At 58.3% G+C, this 15,923-nt stretch carries 12 protein-coding genes and 1 pseudogene; 7 read left to right on the forward strand and 6 right to left on the reverse strand.

The features are described 5' to 3' along the window. Positions 1–7: 7 nt before the first annotated feature. From RQ479_RS24780 to RQ479_RS24795, 4 genes and pseudogenes are all read left to right on the forward strand, one after another. Positions 8–514, forward strand: a complete 507-nt coding sequence (locus RQ479_RS24780; RefSeq protein ID WP_063169304.1) for a TIR domain-containing protein — start codon at positions 8–10, stop codon at positions 512–514. 454 nt (positions 515–968) lie between these two features. Beyond that, positions 969–1,391: pseudogene (locus RQ479_RS24785) on the forward strand (transposase); the annotation flags it as partial. 190 nt (positions 1,392–1,581) lie between these two features. After that, positions 1,582–2,988, forward strand: a complete 1,407-nt coding sequence (locus tag RQ479_RS24790; RefSeq protein ID WP_063169303.1) for an aminotransferase — start codon at positions 1,582–1,584, stop codon at positions 2,986–2,988. Positions 2,989–3,922: 934 nt separating this feature from the next. Beyond that, positions 3,923–4,660, forward strand: a complete 738-nt coding sequence (locus tag RQ479_RS24795) for a LuxR family transcriptional regulator (RefSeq protein WP_095488176.1) — start codon at positions 3,923–3,925, stop codon at positions 4,658–4,660. Between the two features lie 534 nt (positions 4,661–5,194). Here RQ479_RS24795 and RQ479_RS24800 read toward each other — a convergent pair. Further along, the gene (locus RQ479_RS24800; protein WP_095488150.1) at positions 5,195–5,476 is read right to left on the reverse strand and encodes a DNA -binding domain-containing protein; all 282 of its coding nucleotides are present in this window, start codon (positions 5,474–5,476) and stop codon (positions 5,195–5,197) included. A 116-nt stretch (positions 5,477–5,592) separates the two neighbouring features. Between RQ479_RS24800 and RQ479_RS24805 the strand changes: the two genes are divergently transcribed. Further along, positions 5,593–5,826 carry a helix-turn-helix domain-containing protein gene (locus RQ479_RS24805; RefSeq protein ID WP_095488152.1) on the forward strand — a complete coding sequence of 78 codons (234 nt, stop codon included), beginning with the start codon at positions 5,593–5,595 and terminating at the stop codon, positions 5,824–5,826. 436 nt (positions 5,827–6,262) lie between these two features. Here RQ479_RS24805 and RQ479_RS24810 read toward each other — a convergent pair whose 3' ends face one another. Next, on the reverse strand, positions 6,263–6,529 hold the full coding sequence (locus RQ479_RS24810) for a DNA -binding domain-containing protein (protein WP_063169299.1): 267 nt from the start codon (positions 6,527–6,529) through the stop codon (positions 6,263–6,265). Positions 6,530–6,638: 109 nt separating this feature from the next. Between RQ479_RS24810 and RQ479_RS24815 the strand changes: the two genes are divergently transcribed. Then, positions 6,639–6,857, forward strand: coding sequence for a helix-turn-helix transcriptional regulator (locus tag RQ479_RS24815; protein ID WP_029354714.1), 219 nt, complete (start codon positions 6,639–6,641; stop codon positions 6,855–6,857). Positions 6,858–7,597: 740 nt separating this feature from the next. On the opposite strand, the gene RQ479_RS24820 is transcribed toward RQ479_RS24815, so the two are convergent. Together RQ479_RS24820 and RQ479_RS24825 are read right to left on the reverse strand one after the other, a co-directional pair. Beyond that, on the reverse strand, positions 7,598–8,296 hold the full coding sequence (locus RQ479_RS24820) for an OmpW family protein (RefSeq protein WP_024505687.1): 699 nt from the start codon (positions 8,294–8,296) through the stop codon (positions 7,598–7,600). A gap of 38 nt (positions 8,297–8,334) precedes the next feature. Then, positions 8,335–10,497 carry a prolyl oligopeptidase family protein gene (locus RQ479_RS24825; protein ID WP_128289278.1) on the reverse strand — a complete coding sequence of 721 codons (2,163 nt, stop codon included), beginning with the start codon at positions 10,495–10,497 and terminating at the stop codon, positions 8,335–8,337. A gap of 708 nt (positions 10,498–11,205) precedes the next feature. Between RQ479_RS24825 and RQ479_RS24830 the strand changes: the two genes are divergently transcribed. Beyond that, on the forward strand, positions 11,206–11,436 hold the full coding sequence (locus RQ479_RS24830; protein ID WP_127295339.1) for a hypothetical protein: 231 nt from the start codon (positions 11,206–11,208) through the stop codon (positions 11,434–11,436). Between the two features lie 517 nt (positions 11,437–11,953). Here the strand turns inward: RQ479_RS24830 and RQ479_RS24835 are convergent. Together RQ479_RS24835 and RQ479_RS24840 are read right to left on the reverse strand one after the other, a co-directional pair. Continuing rightward, positions 11,954–12,244 carry an autotransporter domain-containing protein gene (locus RQ479_RS24835; protein ID WP_348639530.1) on the reverse strand — a complete coding sequence of 97 codons (291 nt, stop codon included), beginning with the start codon at positions 12,242–12,244 and terminating at the stop codon, positions 11,954–11,956. 2 nt (positions 12,245–12,246) lie between these two features. Continuing rightward, positions 12,247–15,486 (reverse strand): autotransporter domain-containing protein, encoded by a 3,240-nt coding sequence (locus RQ479_RS24840; protein WP_128289280.1) that lies wholly within the window; start codon positions 15,484–15,486, stop codon positions 12,247–12,249. Between the last annotated feature and the right edge of the window lie 437 nt (positions 15,487–15,923).

The raw sequence follows: 15,923 nt of genomic DNA on the forward strand, positions 1-15,923 counted from the left end.
GACAACAATGGCATACAGCGATCCGACCTATGTAATATTTGACGGCGATGAAGACGCTTGGGCATACCGCTTTATGAAAGGGTGGAACGCCAGCGAGAATGTGAGTTTTGAATTCGCGAACGCTCACGATCTGGACAATATGACGAGCCGAGCACAGGACGAAGATTATGTTAAACGCAATCTTCGCAACAGAATGAATGGATCGAGCCAGGTACTTGTCCTGATCGGTGAGAAGACGAAAAACCTTTTTCGCTTCGTGCGCTGGGAAATGGAATTGGCTCTTGATCTAGGTCTGCCGATAATCGCAGCAAACCTTAACGGCTCGCGGCAACAAGATGTGAGCTGTCCGCCTATCATCAGGGACAAATGTGTTGTGCACGTGCCGTTCAAGATGAAGGCCATCAAGCACGCGCTAGCCAATTGGCCGAGCGAATTTCATCGGCTTTCAAACGCTCAGCGTGGCGATGGCGCCAGGAGCTATGGCGAAAGCACCTATCGCGATCTCGGCTTATAATCGCCCACCTAAAAGCACTTAGCCGCCCAAACATCCTCGCCATCCGCTGGCGGCGACTAGCCTTAGCAACGTCCGCCAGCGTGTTCCGAGCTTGCCGAGCGATGATAAGAAGAGACGTCCGATTTGCTGAGTTTGGCTGAAAGCTGCAGGTCATGTGCAACCTATTAGAGGAGCCCCGCTCGAAGCGTCGGATCGTCAGACAAGATCACGTCGCGCGAGGGCGCTGGTTTCGAGAGGAAAAGGAGCGGCTGTTCGACGTTTGAGGCTTGATCCAGCGTTTCGAGACTGCACGAGCGGCCAGCATTGATGGAGGCATGCTGCCGCCTCCTGCGAGCCGCAGCTCGGCTCGCCCTGCGCAGCAACCACGAATTTGCGATCGCAAGAAAGGCAACACGCCGACGATAGAACTTGGCGGCGCTGGTCGGCTGCGAATCAAGATGTCGATGGCAAGGAGCTCTCGCCGAGCGTCTTTGCCGGGCCGAACCTTCTGGCTATGCTCCTTCGAGAAGTCTGCCGAGCACCAGCCGCCGCACCGCCAAAGCGATCAATATGCGCGAGGGCACGACCTCAGCCTCTCAGCGCTGGCCAACCAGGTTGGAGCCTGTGCCGCGGCACGGAACCCGCTGCCTGCTGATCGAGGCGAATGTGCTTTGCCCCTGATCACCTGCATTACCACCCTTGGGAAAGGGCAAGACCGATCCGGACCGTCAGAATGTAAGGGATGACCGGCAGTTCGGCGGAACATGGCCGCCGGCGCTCTATCGTGCCTCGCGCGGCCGGCGGGAACAGCGTCCCGAGCGCTATTCATCCGTCAATATCGCCCGCTAATCGGGCACTATGCTGGGCGCATGCGCGTCGTAAGCTGTTCGTGTTTGCAGGACGCGCCCCCGACCCTCGGCCAAGGCGAAGGTGACGCCTTAGTTTTCACGGCAATTCGGGCCGATCCCGCGAATTCCACGGCGAATAACCTGCATTCCCGAGAAACTCAAGGGACGTTTCCGGTATGCTATTTGCTAAACAGGTGGCTGGCCGAGTGCCCTCCGCCAATTTATCGCGAGGAGAGGAAAATGCGCTTGAGCAATCTGGGAACCGAGCAACTCCGGGAGAAGGATAGAAGCTTCGTCTTCCATCCTTCTACGCATTTGGCCAAGCACAGCCGAGGCGAAACGCCAAATAGGATTATGGCCGGTGCGGAAGGCGTCTATATCTGGGACACCGAAGGCCGAAGGAGCCTCGACGGTTTCGGAGGACTCTACTGCGTCAACATGGGATATGGATGCACGGAGATCGCCGAGGCCATTGCCAGGCAAGCACACGAATTGCCGTTCGCGCACGTCTATGCCAGCCAAGGTACGGAGCCGGTCGCCCTGTTGGCAGAGGCCGTGGTCGAGTATTTCGGTCAGAACATGCGAAGGGTCTATTTCGGCCTCTCCGGTTCCGATGCCAACGAAACCAACATCAAGCTGGTCTGGTACTATAATAACATTCTTGGCCGGCCCGAAAAGAAAAAGATCATCTCGCGAAATCGCGGCTATCACGGGTCTGGATTGGTCACGGGTAGCCTAACTGGCCTTCCCTTCTTTCACAATTTCTTCGACCTGCCTCTGGATTTGGTGCGCCATACAACCACGCCGCACTATTACCGCCAGGCGCGTGTCGAGGAGAGCGAGGAAGCGTTCTCCCGGCGCTGTGCCGATGAGCTTGAAGCCTTGATCCTGGCCGAAGGACCGGAAACGGTTGCAGCTTTTATCGGAGAGCCGGTACTTGGGACAGGAGGTATTGTGCCGCCCCCCAAAGGGTACTGGACGTCCATTCAAGCGGTGCTCGACAAATACGATATCCTTCTAATCGCGGATGAAGTGGTCTGCGGCTTCGCGCGAACCGGCGAGAAGTTCGGTTCCCACCTGTATAACATGCGTCCGGATTTCGTGACCATCGCAAAGGGTTTGAGTTCCGCCTACCTCCCCATCTCCGGGTCAATCATTGGCGACCGTGTCTGGTCGGTTTTGGAACAAGGAACTGAGAAGCACGGCGCACTCGGCCACGGCTGGACATATTCGGGGCACACGCTTTGTGCCGCAGCCGCGCTCGCCAATATTCGACTGCTTAAAGAAAAAAATATTTTGGAGCATGTCCGCGATGTTGGACCGTATTGGCAAGACCGGATGAAGGCCGAGCTGGCGGGACATCCCATCGTTGGTGAAGTTCGCGGAGTGGGTATCCTGTCGGCCGTAGAGATGATGCGGGACCCAAAACAAAGGATCCCATTCGAACCCGACCTTCAGGTCGGGGTGCGCACTGCAGCTGCTCTGTTTGAGAATGGTGTCATCGGACGGGCCATGCCGCATGGCGACATCCTCGGTTATGCACCCCCCCTGATCATTACCCGAAAAGAGATCGACATCATTGTCGACGCGACGGTAAAGTCGGTCGATACCACCTATCGCGCGCTGAAGGCCGAGGGTGCCGTATGATTTTGCGATCGCGAAGGAGCGAGTCCGGAGGCAGGCATGTCCCTGCGCGCTACTGCGCCGAGCAGACCCAAAACTGTTGAATTCCAGATATCTGATCTTGAGCATGCTCCGGGCTATTTCAGTCACGATTTGTAACCGAATCAGTTCTGCCGCCGCTGTCCTGTTGCCCAACGACCAGGACCTCTGTGCGGCGCGCCCTGCGGGTGTACCTCCCCGCCGGCAGGGCGCCCTTTTTGACCCACGTAATCAGTATCATTATGGCCCGTGCGGAATCGAGGGTCTGGTAAAGGTCATCTGCACGTTCCGATGCACATTGAGCTTAGACGTGCCCTTTACATCATTGCAGCGGGCCACGGTCGCCGGTTCCAAAGTGCGGCAATGCCGAAGGTTATCTTCCTTCACATCACAAAGAGCAGAATAATAATTGCGGTGAATTTTATCACGTCAGGTATATAAAAGGACGATACTCACACGCCACCCCGTTCACAAGGAAAGGCATTTTAATATTGTTGAGACGATTCGCCTATCAAAGGAAAGAAAGCATCGCAACACTTCTTTGCGGATCACGGCGCCCCGGGTGTGGGATGAGCGGCTATCCGAATTGTTATGCTAATGCCGACCCAAATTCCTGCAAAAGCTGGGGTCAATGATGCCTTTTGGTCAGCGCAGGATGATTTCTCCTGGTTTGGTCGGTGCAGGGGCGGTCATGATTTAATGCATGGAGATTCTCTGATTGAGCTGTTGAGATCATGAGGCGTCTGCCAGACGCCCATCGGGTGAGCCCAGCATGATTGGGATGACCGACGAAGATCGAAAGTGTGGCAGCATTCTGGAGCCCGGTCAGCCCAGCGACGCCCGCGAATTCAATCGCGTTGTCGGGCCATACACGACGCAGCCGGAGGGCGTGCAGAAAGAGGAAGAATCGAGCGCGACGATGACGAGGGACATGCCACTTGTTTTCGAGACATTCCTTGAAAGACTGTCACAGAGTATCGATGAGGCAGATTTCCGGGATGCCATGGCTGAGGCGGCCGGACGACTTGACCTAATCTTCTTTGCCTACCTCTCCTTGCCAGTACGGCCTTCCGGCAAACCGAGGTTAATCTCGAACTATCCACCCCGCTGGACCAGACAGTATCTGGAAAATCAGTATGAGAAACTCGATCCTGTGGTCTTGCGTGCTCGAAATGGCGGCTGCCCGTTTCACTGGGGATCGAATTTGGGAGGCGATAAAATGTCGCCGGCTCAACAGCAGCTATTCGATGAGGCGGCTCAATTCAGCATCTGCTGCGGTTTGACGATCCCAATTGTCGATCTCCGCGGCCGCATCGCTGCGGTTACTTTTGCCGCCGATGAGCCTCGTCCAGTATTTCTTCGGGTCGCTGAGCGGTACGAACAAGCTCTTCAACTGATGGCGGCCTGCTTTCATCGTTGCGTTCGCCGCAAATTGCCGAGCGATCGAACAGTGGATGGGATTTCGCTGACATCCCGCGAATATGAGTGCCTGAGGTGGGCAGCGCGGGGTAATTCAGCCTGGGTGACCGGCCGCATCTTGGGTATCAAGCCACGCACGATCGCTTTTCATTTGGACAATGCCAAGAAGAAGCTAGGCGTGCGAACCCAAAATCAGGCTATAGCCCTTTTGGGGTCCGAAGGGTCCTCAATTCTCTGAGAAGCTTTTTGATCCCCTTGTGCTCGGGCCATTCGATCGCGCGCTTTGTATCGAGCGTTGACTGGATGCCGAGATCTTCTGTTCCGCCGGCTCGGGCGATGCAGCCGTATTCTTCCAGTCCGCGCCGGTGATCATAGTCTATGGGTGCTCGAGCGGGTGTTTCGTCGCTGACGAGCTAGTCGTGCGGTTATATAGTTTCCGAGGATGGCCCGCTTGCATACCTGCCTGCCGGTAATCTCTAACCCTTGACTTAGGGCGATGGCTATCGGTTATGCGGCTTGAAAGCGAAGAGGTGGACCCTTCGTCGAGCGCCGGTACGATATGGAGTGCTGCTCCGGGCTAATACCCATCCAGACAGAGCGGAACCTTCTATCACGTCAGACGCTCGGACAATTGCCAAAACCCGATTTCCTGGGAACTGAATTGTGCTCGCCACCGGGTCCATTTTGCCGGCGCGTCTGTGGTGCAGGCCCCGATCAGCCTGACCAATGGCACAGGAACTGCCTGCTTCTATGACCGAGCACTGCGAATTTGTCAGCTGGCGAACAATTCCTTGTAGCCGCTCGTCACCATCCAGTTCGCACGGTCGAGATGACTACGAAGCGCCTTCCTGGCGCGCTCCGGTTCAAGTGCCGGATCAATGCCGAGGATCAGTTGGGCCATTTCCTCTTCGGGCGCCTCATCGTCTGAGGCGTCCAGGAGCCTCATATAGATGGTAAAGTGCGCCCTGTCATAGGCGGTAAGACGGTCAGACCAAGGGACTTCGTCGAGCAGTGTTGAGCTTTGAGTCCTATCTGTTCCCGTTGATCGATTCATGTCTGCCGCGAACCTCGCATGTTGATCGCTGGATCCAAGGCAGAATATCCCAAAATGGGATAATCCGAAACGGGGATTAGTCGCTGAGCCGGTCTCTACCTGACCGGTTCACCTAAATGCCCAAATCTCTTCGATCTCCCCGCCACCAGCGGTTTCTGGCCCAGTTGATCTCACTGCGCAATGTCAAAGGGCTGACGCAGGCGCAGGTGGCTGAGAAGCTTGGTCGTCCGCAATCTTTCGTGGCGAAATATGAGGGTGGCGAGCGGCGTCTCGATATCATTGAGTTTCTCGACGTAACTGCGGCCCTCGGTGCTGATCCGTGTGAGATTCTGTTGAGCCTGCGCACGTAGTGGGCGCCCGCGCCCATCACCGCGCGTGCCGTGTGCCGGTGGGTCGAGCCCCGCTTTTCTTGGCTCTGGCGTCTCGACCATTCCGCTGCGCCTCCTAGCGCGTCGTTAGACTCTCGCAATTCGCTCTATTTGTGCCTTTCCCAGCAGGTGGCGCCGCATCCTTCTAGGCCCGCCGCGGCGTCCCGCAACCCTTAGCCAGCTGTGAGCTTTCAGTAGGTCGTCCATCCGGTCCTCCGGATGCGGTGCGGCTCAGACGGCGGACCCGTTCCTGTCATGATTCGCCGACGCACCCATTCCTGGGAAGCAGCCATTGGCGAGCGGAGGACAAAATGATGAGACAGCGAAGCGCTGGGCCATCCGCGCTGTGGTGATACGTCGATGCATGGTGTTACGCGACTTCGTTGCTTGAAGCGAAGCGACCGCACCGCCCATTTCGTCAACTGGCGAACAAATCCTTGTAGCCGCTCGTCACCACCCAGTTTGCACGGTCGAGATGACTGCGAAGAACGTTGCGTGCGCGCTCAGGTTCGCGTGCCGGATCAATGCCGAGGATCACTTTGGCCATTTCCTCTTCAGTGGCGTTGTCTGCCGAGGCGTCCAGGAGCCTCATATAGGTTGTAAAGTGGTCCTTGTCGTAGGCTGTAATGCGGTCCGACCAGGGGACCTCGTCGGCGAACGGCGTGTTCGATCTGGGCTGCAACATCGCTAATTCTATCTCCGGCCAATGGACCCGCGAAGCCCTGTGCCTGCTAAATGTGGATTACATATTATAGTTGATAAACTCAAGCCGCCTGATCCGCTGGCTTGCGTGCATGGATATGCGCAAGTTGGTCGGACGGAATGTGCAGAGGATCAGGCAAAGGAAGCGCCTGACGCAGGAGCAGCTTGCGGAGATTTCCGGGTTCAGTCAGCAGTACATCAGCGGCTTGGAGAAAGGCCGAAGAAATCCGACAATTATCACGATCTATGAACTGGCATTGGCCCTCGGCGTCAGCCACATGGATCTGGTTCGGCCCGACAAACAGGCCTGATGCCCCCGCCCTCCAAGTAGCTGGCGGACTGATGGCGCGCGCCGGGTGCTTGTGAGCCCACGCTTTTCTTAGGTCCCCCGGCAGCCCCTGCCATTTAGCTCGCCCTCGCGCGGGCGCACCCTATTGGACAGTCGGCCGCTGCGTTTTTGTCAGCTTTTCCTGGGACGTGGGGTGGTCGGCATTCCCTTTTAGGCCCGCCGCGGCCTGCCGCAACCTTCGCTCTCGCTTCAGGTCCTTCTCTTGGTTACGGTCCTTCGGATGCGGTCTGCCTCTTTCAGCGGGCCTAATCGCTTTCTGTCGCCCGCCCCCACGGGGACAGGCACGCGAGACTAGTATGGAGCGTTGCGGTTAGCGCGCGAACAGCAAAGGAACCGAAAAAACAGGCAACTGTCGCAGCATGGCTGAACCAGCCATCGTGTCGGCATCTAGGAGCCGCGTGTTCGCCTTGCGCTGACACGAAGCTCAGACATGACGTCCAGGAGACGATGCTGGCAAATAGTCTGGCTGAAGCATTCCACCCACAATACCAAAGCCCGTCCCGATTCAAAGCGCTTCTGAGCACTCCATCTCAGGCGCGGGGCCAGCTGGCCAGTTCACCTTCTTGGTCCGCCGGAAGAGAGCCCCGCCCTCTCGACAATCGGCTTCATGAGGTCTCGCCCTGCAGTGTCGACCGTAAAAAAGGGCGCGCGAGGCGCCCTTCATTTAAACCGGCAGTCGGGAAGCAGACTTCACTCTGATATTCAAAAGCGGTAGGTGACACCTGCGCCTATCAGCCAGGGATCGAGCTCCGCCTTCCCCGTCAGCTTCGCGCCGGCCACCGTGACGTCGAAGTCCGGCTTCAGGAAAAGCTTCTTCACGTCGAAGTTGAGGCCCCAGTGCTGGTCCACCATGTAGTCGAATCCGACCTGCAGCGCCGTGCCGAACGTGTTCTTCACCTTGAGAGCATCAGCGCTGCCAGTGTCCTGGTTGTAGAAGATCGTGTAGTTCACGCCGGCGCCGACATAAGGCTTGAACGCGCCGAGATCGGTAAAATGGTACTGCAACGTGAGCGTCGGCGGCAGCAGCCAAACTTTGCCGATGTTGCCCAACCCTCCGATCGTCCCTTGGCCCGCGATGTTGGCATAAGTGGTACCGAGTATGAGTTCGGCGGCGATGTTGTCGGTGAAGAAATACGAGATATCGAGTTCCGGCGTCACCGTGTCCGAATACGAAAGACCGGAGCCGGGAAGCGTATCAACGTAGCCCAGATCTTTCGTAACGACGCCCAACGCCCGCAGGCGGACCTGCCAAGGGATTGGCGCTTCGGTGACCGAGGCTCCCGTCTCCGCCAGGACGGTCTCTGCTTGCGCAGGCTCCGCGGCGACGGCCTGCTGTCCCACCATGATCAGGGCCACCGCCGCTGCTGTTGCCCGCGCTACGCCCATTCGCGTTCTCGCCATGAGATTCACTCCTTGATGTTCAGAAAGGATGCACTGCACTATTTCGTCTCCTGCTCGAATGAATTGTTGATGGACCTCAAATGCCCCTCTTGCGTTGCAACGCGTTCCGCCGTCTCCGGAAGGTGATCGTTGAAGCCGATTGCGCTGCGGAGAAAATTGGTGCCTAGACTGATGAATGCGGCTTGCTCCCGATTGTCCTCGCCGCAGCCGTGCCCGCCTGCGCTGGCCTCGTAGAAGTAAGCGGGATAGCCAAGAGCCTGCAGTTTTGCGGCCATCTTGCGCGCATGGCCCGGATGGACGCGGTCGTCGCGTTTCGTGGTGGCGATCAGGATAGGCGGATAGGGCTGTCCCGGCGCTGCGGCGTGATAGGCGGAGATTTCCTTCAGGAAAGCCCAATCGTGAACCTTGTCCGGATCGCCATATTCGTCGATCCAGCTCGCGCCCGCCAAGAGCTTGGTGTAGCGACGCATGTCGATAAGCGGTGCTGTGCAGAACAGAGCCCCGAAATGCTCAGGATAGCGGGTCAGCATGTTTGCGATCAGCAGGCCGCCATTTGAGCCACCCTCGGCGGCAATCCGCCTCGGCAGGGTGATGCCCCTTCGCACGAGGTCGGCGGCAACGGCGGCGAAATCGTCATGGGCGAGACGCTTGCCCTCCCTGCGCCCGGCTTCGTGCCAGCGGGTGCCGAACTCGCCGCCGCCGCGGATGTTCGCCTCGACACACGTGCCGCCGCGCTCGAGCCACAGCTTGCCCAGCGGGGAGTTGTAGTAGGGCAGGAGTGATACGCCGAACCCGCCATAAGCGGAAAGGTGAATCGGAGCATCTCCGTTCCCGTTCGCCGGACCAACCTGCGTATAGGGGATCAGCTCATGATCGATAGAGACTGCCTCGTGGCGCGTGACCACCAGTCCGGATGCATCGAAATTCTCCGGGCTGCGCTTCAGGATTGCTGAAGCGCTGAGAGACGGCGCGGCATTCAGATCGAACAGCAAGAGCTGCGGCGGCGTGATCGGATCCTGAGCACAGATCAGGACCTCTCCATTGGTCTCGTGAACTGCCGCATCGAATGACCAGACGTCGACAGTACCTTCGTCGGGCAGGGTGTGGAGGACTCGGCGCGTCCATTCCTGGCGGCCGGGAGTGAACATCTCGAAACGCGATACGAGATTGACGAGGTAAGAGATAATGAGCTTCCCGTCATTCCAGAAGAATGACTGCAGGGAGCGCCTTTCCCCTGGTTGAAACAGGGTCTCAAAACGGCGTCCGCCGGCGAGGAAAGAGGAAAGCGAGATGACGATCAGCGCGTCGGCGGGATGGGTGGTGCCTCCCACCGTCCAGGGCTTGCGCGGCCTTACCGCCAGCCAGTCGCCGAAGACCCGCCACGACGCGTCGCGAGGAAGATCGATCTGCCTCCTCGGCCCGCTCCTATCGCCGATCCAGCTGATCTTCTCGAAGAAGGCCGGCTGCTCAATGAACCAAAGGCGCTCGCTGCGGGCGGTGCGGTCCGAATGACCAGACACTTGGAAGCTTTCGAACCCGGCCTCGAAGATTGCCGGCGTGGTGAGGGGATCCGCGTCACGCTTCCACAGTCGAACGGTGCGCGCATAGCCGGAGCGGGTGGCCATGCCATTACCAAGCGCACTGGAAAGCAGAAGCGTGTCAGGGTCCAGCCAATTAACGTAGCCTTTGGCCTCGGGGAGGTTGAAGCCGTCGGCGACAAAGCTCAGAGAGATCAGGTCGAATTCGCGATGCACGACCGCGTCGCTGCCGCCGCGCGACAGGCGCAGAACGGCTCTTTCCCGTCTCTCCGGCTCGATGGACGCGCCGTCCCAGATCCAGTCCTCTCCGTCGCTAGCCGCGAGAGCATCCAGATCGAGCAGTAGCTCCCATTGGGGATCCGCCTTCATGTAGGCGGCAAGGGTGGTCCGGCGCCACAGTCCGCGTGGATTACCGTCATCTCGCCAGTAATTGTAGAGGTACTGACTACGGCGCGCGATCAGGGGAAGATTGTCGCGATTGTCGAAAATGGCTGTCAGAGCCGCGCGGTCGCGCTCGAATTGCGCTCCACCGAAGTGCTTCAGGGTCTTTGCCGATTGGCCGGCGGCCCAGGCAAGTGCCCGCTCGCCCTCTACATCTTCAAGCCAGACATAGGGATCGTCGTCGGGAGCATCCAGCGTTGGACGGACATCAAATGCGTTCATGTCCGGACAGCCTTCAGAAAGAAGGGATAGAGGCTTCCGTCGGCTCGGGAACGCTCAGTGCTGGTAGCGGCGCCCACATGTTCGAAAAGCGTGATCATTGATGAGTTCTTCCAGTCGGTGCGGCATCGCAGTGCTTTTGCGCATAGGGACCGCAACCGTCGTGCCAACTGGGAAAATCGTTTCGGAACAACGCGATCGCTCTGGAAGCGTTGTGTCACATGTCCGACATCGTCGAGAATCCGACAACGAGTGCTCCTCCTAATCACCGGATCAACCTCCGGCGCCAGGCGGTGACACCGTGCAGAACTCGAGCAGTGAAGCTCATTGGTGAACCTGGTTGACGCCCAACATCTTCGCTCTGGAGCGCTTCACGCACACGGATTCATGGCAGACACCATGATGCGATCGATGCGGTTAGAGACCAAGCTGGCTGCGCCTGTGAGTTTCATCCGCCAGCTGGAAGCAGCTGAGTTCTGAGGAGAAGGGTGGGGCACCCCTTGGGCGACCTGATGGTTGCCCAAGCCCTGCCGCAATCTTGGCCTGCACCGTCCCCTGGATTGCTGTCGATCAAGCCAGGAAGCTGCATTCGGGCGAACGCATGGGGCTGGTCCCCATGGCAACTTGGGCTGATGTGGGGCCGTCCGATATGCGATACGAGGGTCTAGGATAGGGGAGCTCGGGCTCGGTAGTATCTCAGCGAGACGGCTAATGGTCGACGAAGTCTTTCTGACGCCACGCATTGGTATGCCGCAGCAACAGGGGCAGTGCGGGCGCAAGTCTGGTTGTGAAATCGGCTGCTACAGGGGCATGCCGCGCTTCATCTCCATACCGTCAGCGAAGAAAGCGCGGCGCGAGCATCACCAAAGAGAAGCGGCGCGCCTTTCGTTTTGCGGTCCACTGACCAGTCGGCTTCACCTGTACAACTACGGGCTGGCATAGCGTGAAACTTGGCCCCCAATGGCGGAAATTTCCCCCAGGAGACCTAGATGACTAAGCTTATTGCACCCGGGCTACGACAACCTGCCCACCACCAGCGTCGAAGCCACCGCCACGCCACCAAGTCTTCAGGGAACGTCCTGAACGGAACCCAGCCGGGTACTCCTATCAAAGCGACTCCCTTCGCATGCTCAGGCCGCGCTTGCCGCCAATCCTTGGGGTAGGCGTCGCGCGTGTTCTCCGAGGTGGCGTTGTAGCCCCTCGCGGTCTCGACCAGTTCCTGGACATGCGCCGGGACTCTTTGAGCCGGGTCTCCATCTCCTTGTAGAGCTTGTCAAGCTCGCCATCGACTGGCTTCAGGTCGTCGATTGAACATTGCGTCATCATAGGCTTTGTGCCTTGTTGTAGCAGGCATCGTCCGTTCGCGCGGCGGACACAGACATCACCGTCGCTGAGCCGAGAACGACGGTAAAAGAAAATGCACTCACTGACTTCATAACCAATCTCTTTTGCGGGTGATTTAGAAACGGACGCCGAGCTTGGCGCTGAACCCGTGTGTCTGGGCATCCGAGGCGATCTGTCCCTGATAGGCGATGCCGAACGTCGCGTTCTCGGTGATGTTTACGTCCAGCCCAGCTTCGAGCAGAGCTGCGTTCTTTGCGATCGGCACGCCCTTGATGGCGAAGGAGGAACCGCCAGCAAAGGCAAGAGCGGTATCCGGCCTGACGTCGCCGAAGGCGTGGCGCCAGCCAAGACCGCCGCGCGCGGTAGCAGTCACGGTGCCGAGGGTCAGTACCGTCGACGCACGCAGACCTAGCGTGGTAAACGCCGTGTCGCTCGAGCGATCCCGCTCGACAAGGCGGCTGCGCCGCCATTCTCGGTGAAGCCATCGGCGTCAAAATTCACATAAGCGAGATTAGCGTAGGGCTCGAAGGAAGCCGAAGCCGTATTGATACGGTAGCCGAGCTCGCCAAAGGCCTGGAACGTGCCGGCGTCGTAATCGGCCGAAAGGCTGTCGGCGAAGCCTGGAAAGACCACGGACCTGCCGGTCTCGATGCTGTGCCAGGTATAGGCAAGGCCGGAACGAAAACCGAGATTGCCGTTCTGCGTGCCGGCAAAAAGACCGAGATGGTAATTCTCGCTCGAGCCCGACGACGCGCGATTGTCCGCCTCCAAGGAGGTATGGCTGTAGCCGCTGATGAGGCCGAGCCGCCAGCTTTCGCCGACAGCCGCGTCACCGCCAGCCAGAAAGCCGCCTGTCGAGTGATCGAGACCGGCGGCATTGCCGTCGCTGTCGAGATGACCCCAGGCGCCGAAGCCACGGCCCCATACGGCGAAATTCTCACTCGTTGCCGGGGCCAGTTCCAGACCACCCAGCCCATAAGTCATCACCGGAACGCTGGAGGCACCGACGCCGTCGAACGCCGCACGGATCCGTTCGCTCGCGGCATCGCGTACAGAATGACTGTCCTCGATGAGGCCGCTATGAATGGAAGCATGAACCTCGCCTGATAGCATATCGAAAGCGTTGCGGGCTTCCGGCGCCGTCAGGAACAGGATGTTGTCCTGGATCGGATTACCGCTTCCAAGCGCCTGAGCCGCTGCGGCGACCGAGCGTTGATTGAAGGTGCTGGCTACATCGGCAAACGCCGTCGATGTGCGGCTGATATCGAGATAGACATTGTTGGCATCGTAGACGAGCTGGAAATCGACGAAGGGCGTCGCGTCTGTCGCCAGAGCCCCCGTCAGCCCGCCATAGGTGCCGCTTACGCCGCCTGCTGCGGAGAGCAGAGTATATCGGGCATCGACCGATAGCGTTCCCTGCCGCAGCAGCTCGATCTGCGCGCCGCTGTCGATCGCCGCTACTCCGCCAACATCGATGAGATCGGACGACCTTGCGAGGTCGACCTGATAGATCGATCCGGACTGCTGCGCGAAATCGCCCGTGACAGTCAGTGTGGTGACGATCCTGCTCGGATCGGTCGCACTGCCAGGAGCGACCGTGCCGCCCTCGGAAATGGTGACCGCACCGTAGGTGCCGCCGCCTGCGACGACACCGCCGCTGTTTGCGATAGCCGTGCCCCCGATCTGCCCGTCATTCCCGAGAAAGCCGGACGTGGTCGCATCATGGGAAAGCACACCTGTATCGGCAAGCAGCAATCCCGCGCCGGAACCGACCGTCGTCATGCCGGAAAAATTGTTCTTTCCGCTCAGCGTTTGCACGCCACCGGCAACGAATACCTTGCCGCCCATATTATTGTTATCAACGTCGAGGTCGTTGATGCTGCCGGCGAACGTGTCGTTCGAATCCGTTAGCACCAGGGTACGCTTGCCCAGCTCGACCGTTCCGCTGCCACTCAGGCTACGAATACGGGCATCGTTGTAGGCGTCGGAGATTCCCCAATAGTCGCTGCCATTTCCATGTTCGGAGATATCGAACGTGCCGTCTGCAACGACTTTCGCTGACCGTTGGATGTTGCCGAGCCCCGCAAGCGAGAGATAGGCATCCTGAGCAATATTCGTCTCGCCGGTGTAGGTGTTGACATTCGTCATCCGGACCACCGTCTTTGTATCAAGCGTCAGCGATCCGGAGCCGGAGACGACACCCGCTATGCCGAACCCGCCCTCATTCCCCATGCTCGTCGTTATCCTGCTCAGACCGGTCCCTTCGGGTGCGGATGAATCGGTAGAGAAGTTGCTGGCAGTGACGAAATGTGACGTATAAGCGGTATACTTCTTCTCCAGATCGAAAATGACCGATCTGTTTTTGAAGAAGTCAAGACCGGCAACAAAACTGGTCTGGTCATTGGGTTGTTCCGTCGTGCCGCTGGTGTAGGTGAAGTCGATATTGTCCAGCCTTACCGGATCGCCATCCGTTCCTGCGATTGTAACGCTCGGGATATTGCCCGATGCGCTTACGATCTCGCGTTGCTCATTTCTCCGAACATTTTTAAGTTTGACGCCCGCATCCTGAAATTGCTTCAGCATCGCATCACTGATCTCCAGACTGCCACCGCCCGGTGTGCCGGTGTCGAGCAATACCGCGGTCTTGTTGGGGTCGGTGATTGGTGGGGCTCCATCCTTAACCGTGTACTGCAGATTGTAGCTGCCTTCGTATTCGGTCGAGGCATTGGCGCCAGAGCCAGGAAAATTCTGATAAGAATCCTGATCTTTTTCCTCGGGTTCTCCCCATGGCATGGCATTAGTATATTGGGCCCGGAGGCTTGGATTGAGGTTGACAATCGTGCAGGGGGAACAGCCAGGCGTTTGGTCGCTCTCGGAATCCGGATTCACATTGGCGGAGACCACGTAGCCAGACCTGGTGACACTGCCCATCATGCCCCAGACACTTGTCTTGCCAAGAAAATCGCCGGCCCCGAATGTACCTGCGAAATCGCCGCCTTCGTCTGCCATCTTGCCAGCGGTCATTTTCGCCCGCTGCTCCTTATCGGCGTGATAAGGTTCTTGGAGATCCTGACCATACATATCTTTAAGTCCATCCGTCACGGATCCCGGCGTGCACTTAAGATTGTTGTCCTTGCAATACGCATGGGTATAGACAAAATCGAGAATGCGAGCAGCCCGGTATTTCTTATCGCTTACAGACGGCCCGTCGATTGTTATCTTTTGATCTGGATCGACATATGTAAATTTATCAATTTCCACGTTCTGAAGCTTATTACCATACGTTCCGTCCCCGTACGTATATACGTAAGGCGTGTCGGCAATCGGGCGGACCCCGGTCACCTCTGACCCGATCTGCGTGTTGAGCTGGTCCGAGCCCGTGTCGAATACGTATCGCTGCGCGTTGCCATTGTTGATCTTGGCCCAGATGCCCAGGCGGTCATGGCCTTCCCCGACATACTCCAGCGGGATCGAAATCGGGTCGTCGGCCAACGCTTCTCCAGTTGGAAATGCTACCAGACCCACCCCGAGAGACACAGCCGGCAGGAATACCGTCGTCATCGCGGTGGTTGCCGCCAGAAAGTTCTTTGTCCCGAAACAAGCCTGCATACCTGGTCCTCGAAAAAGTCTCGCAAACTGATTGATCATTGGAACGGCCTCCTGAATTGTTTAACGAGACCCTTTATGGCGGCCCTGGCTGACAACAGCCTGAAAGCTGCAAGCGGCATGCGAAAATGGGGCGATCCTGAATGACGACAGATGCTGTCAACACTGGAAGAGTGCTCGGCCTGAAAGCTGAGCACGCTTTATGCTCAGGCTGCTGACAAGGCCAAAGCAGCGTAAGTGCGGAGTGAAATCCAAGGTCCACATGGGTCGTCGCGCTTCCCGTGCGCCTGGGAAGGCGCCGGCCCGGCCAAGCTTTCCCAGATCGTCCGGATGGCGCACAAGATACCGGTTCAGGTCGATCGAGATGGAGGCCGAGGCGTATGCCAAGGCGGTCGACTGCCTGACGAAAGATCAGAATGCGTCGCTGGCGCTCTACGATTTCCGCCGGCAGCGAGCTCAGCTCCTGCCGGGCATCCGTG

Source organism: Mesorhizobium sp. ISC25 (assembly GCF_042295465.1).
Lineage (GTDB): Bacteria > Pseudomonadota > Alphaproteobacteria > Rhizobiales > Rhizobiaceae > Mesorhizobium.

Coding starts and splice junctions, on each gene's coding strand:
- RQ479_RS24820 (WP_024505687.1), bottom strand. CDS start 8,296: ATGGCGAGAACGCGAATGGGCGTAGCGCGGGCAACAGCAGCGGCGGTG.
- RQ479_RS24840 (WP_128289280.1), bottom strand. CDS start 15,486: ATGATCAATCAGTTTGCGAGACTTTTTCGAGGACCAGGTATGCAGGCT.
- RQ479_RS24800 (WP_095488150.1), bottom strand. CDS start 5,476: ATGAATCGATCAACGGGAACAGATAGGACTCAAAGCTCAACACTGCTC.
- RQ479_RS24805 (WP_095488152.1), top strand. CDS start 5,593: ATGCCCAAATCTCTTCGATCTCCCCGCCACCAGCGGTTTCTGGCCCAG.
- RQ479_RS24790 (WP_063169303.1), top strand. CDS start 1,582: ATGCGCTTGAGCAATCTGGGAACCGAGCAACTCCGGGAGAAGGATAGA.
- RQ479_RS24810 (WP_063169299.1), bottom strand. CDS start 6,529: ATGTTGCAGCCCAGATCGAACACGCCGTTCGCCGACGAGGTCCCCTGG.
- RQ479_RS24780 (WP_063169304.1), top strand. CDS start 8: ATGGCATACAGCGATCCGACCTATGTAATATTTGACGGCGATGAAGAC.
- RQ479_RS24830 (WP_127295339.1), top strand. CDS start 11,206: ATGGTCGACGAAGTCTTTCTGACGCCACGCATTGGTATGCCGCAGCAA.
- RQ479_RS24815 (WP_029354714.1), top strand. CDS start 6,639: ATGGATATGCGCAAGTTGGTCGGACGGAATGTGCAGAGGATCAGGCAA.
- RQ479_RS24795 (WP_095488176.1), top strand. CDS start 3,923: ATGACGAGGGACATGCCACTTGTTTTCGAGACATTCCTTGAAAGACTG.
- RQ479_RS24825 (WP_128289278.1), bottom strand. CDS start 10,497: ATGAACGCATTTGATGTCCGTCCAACGCTGGATGCTCCCGACGACGAT.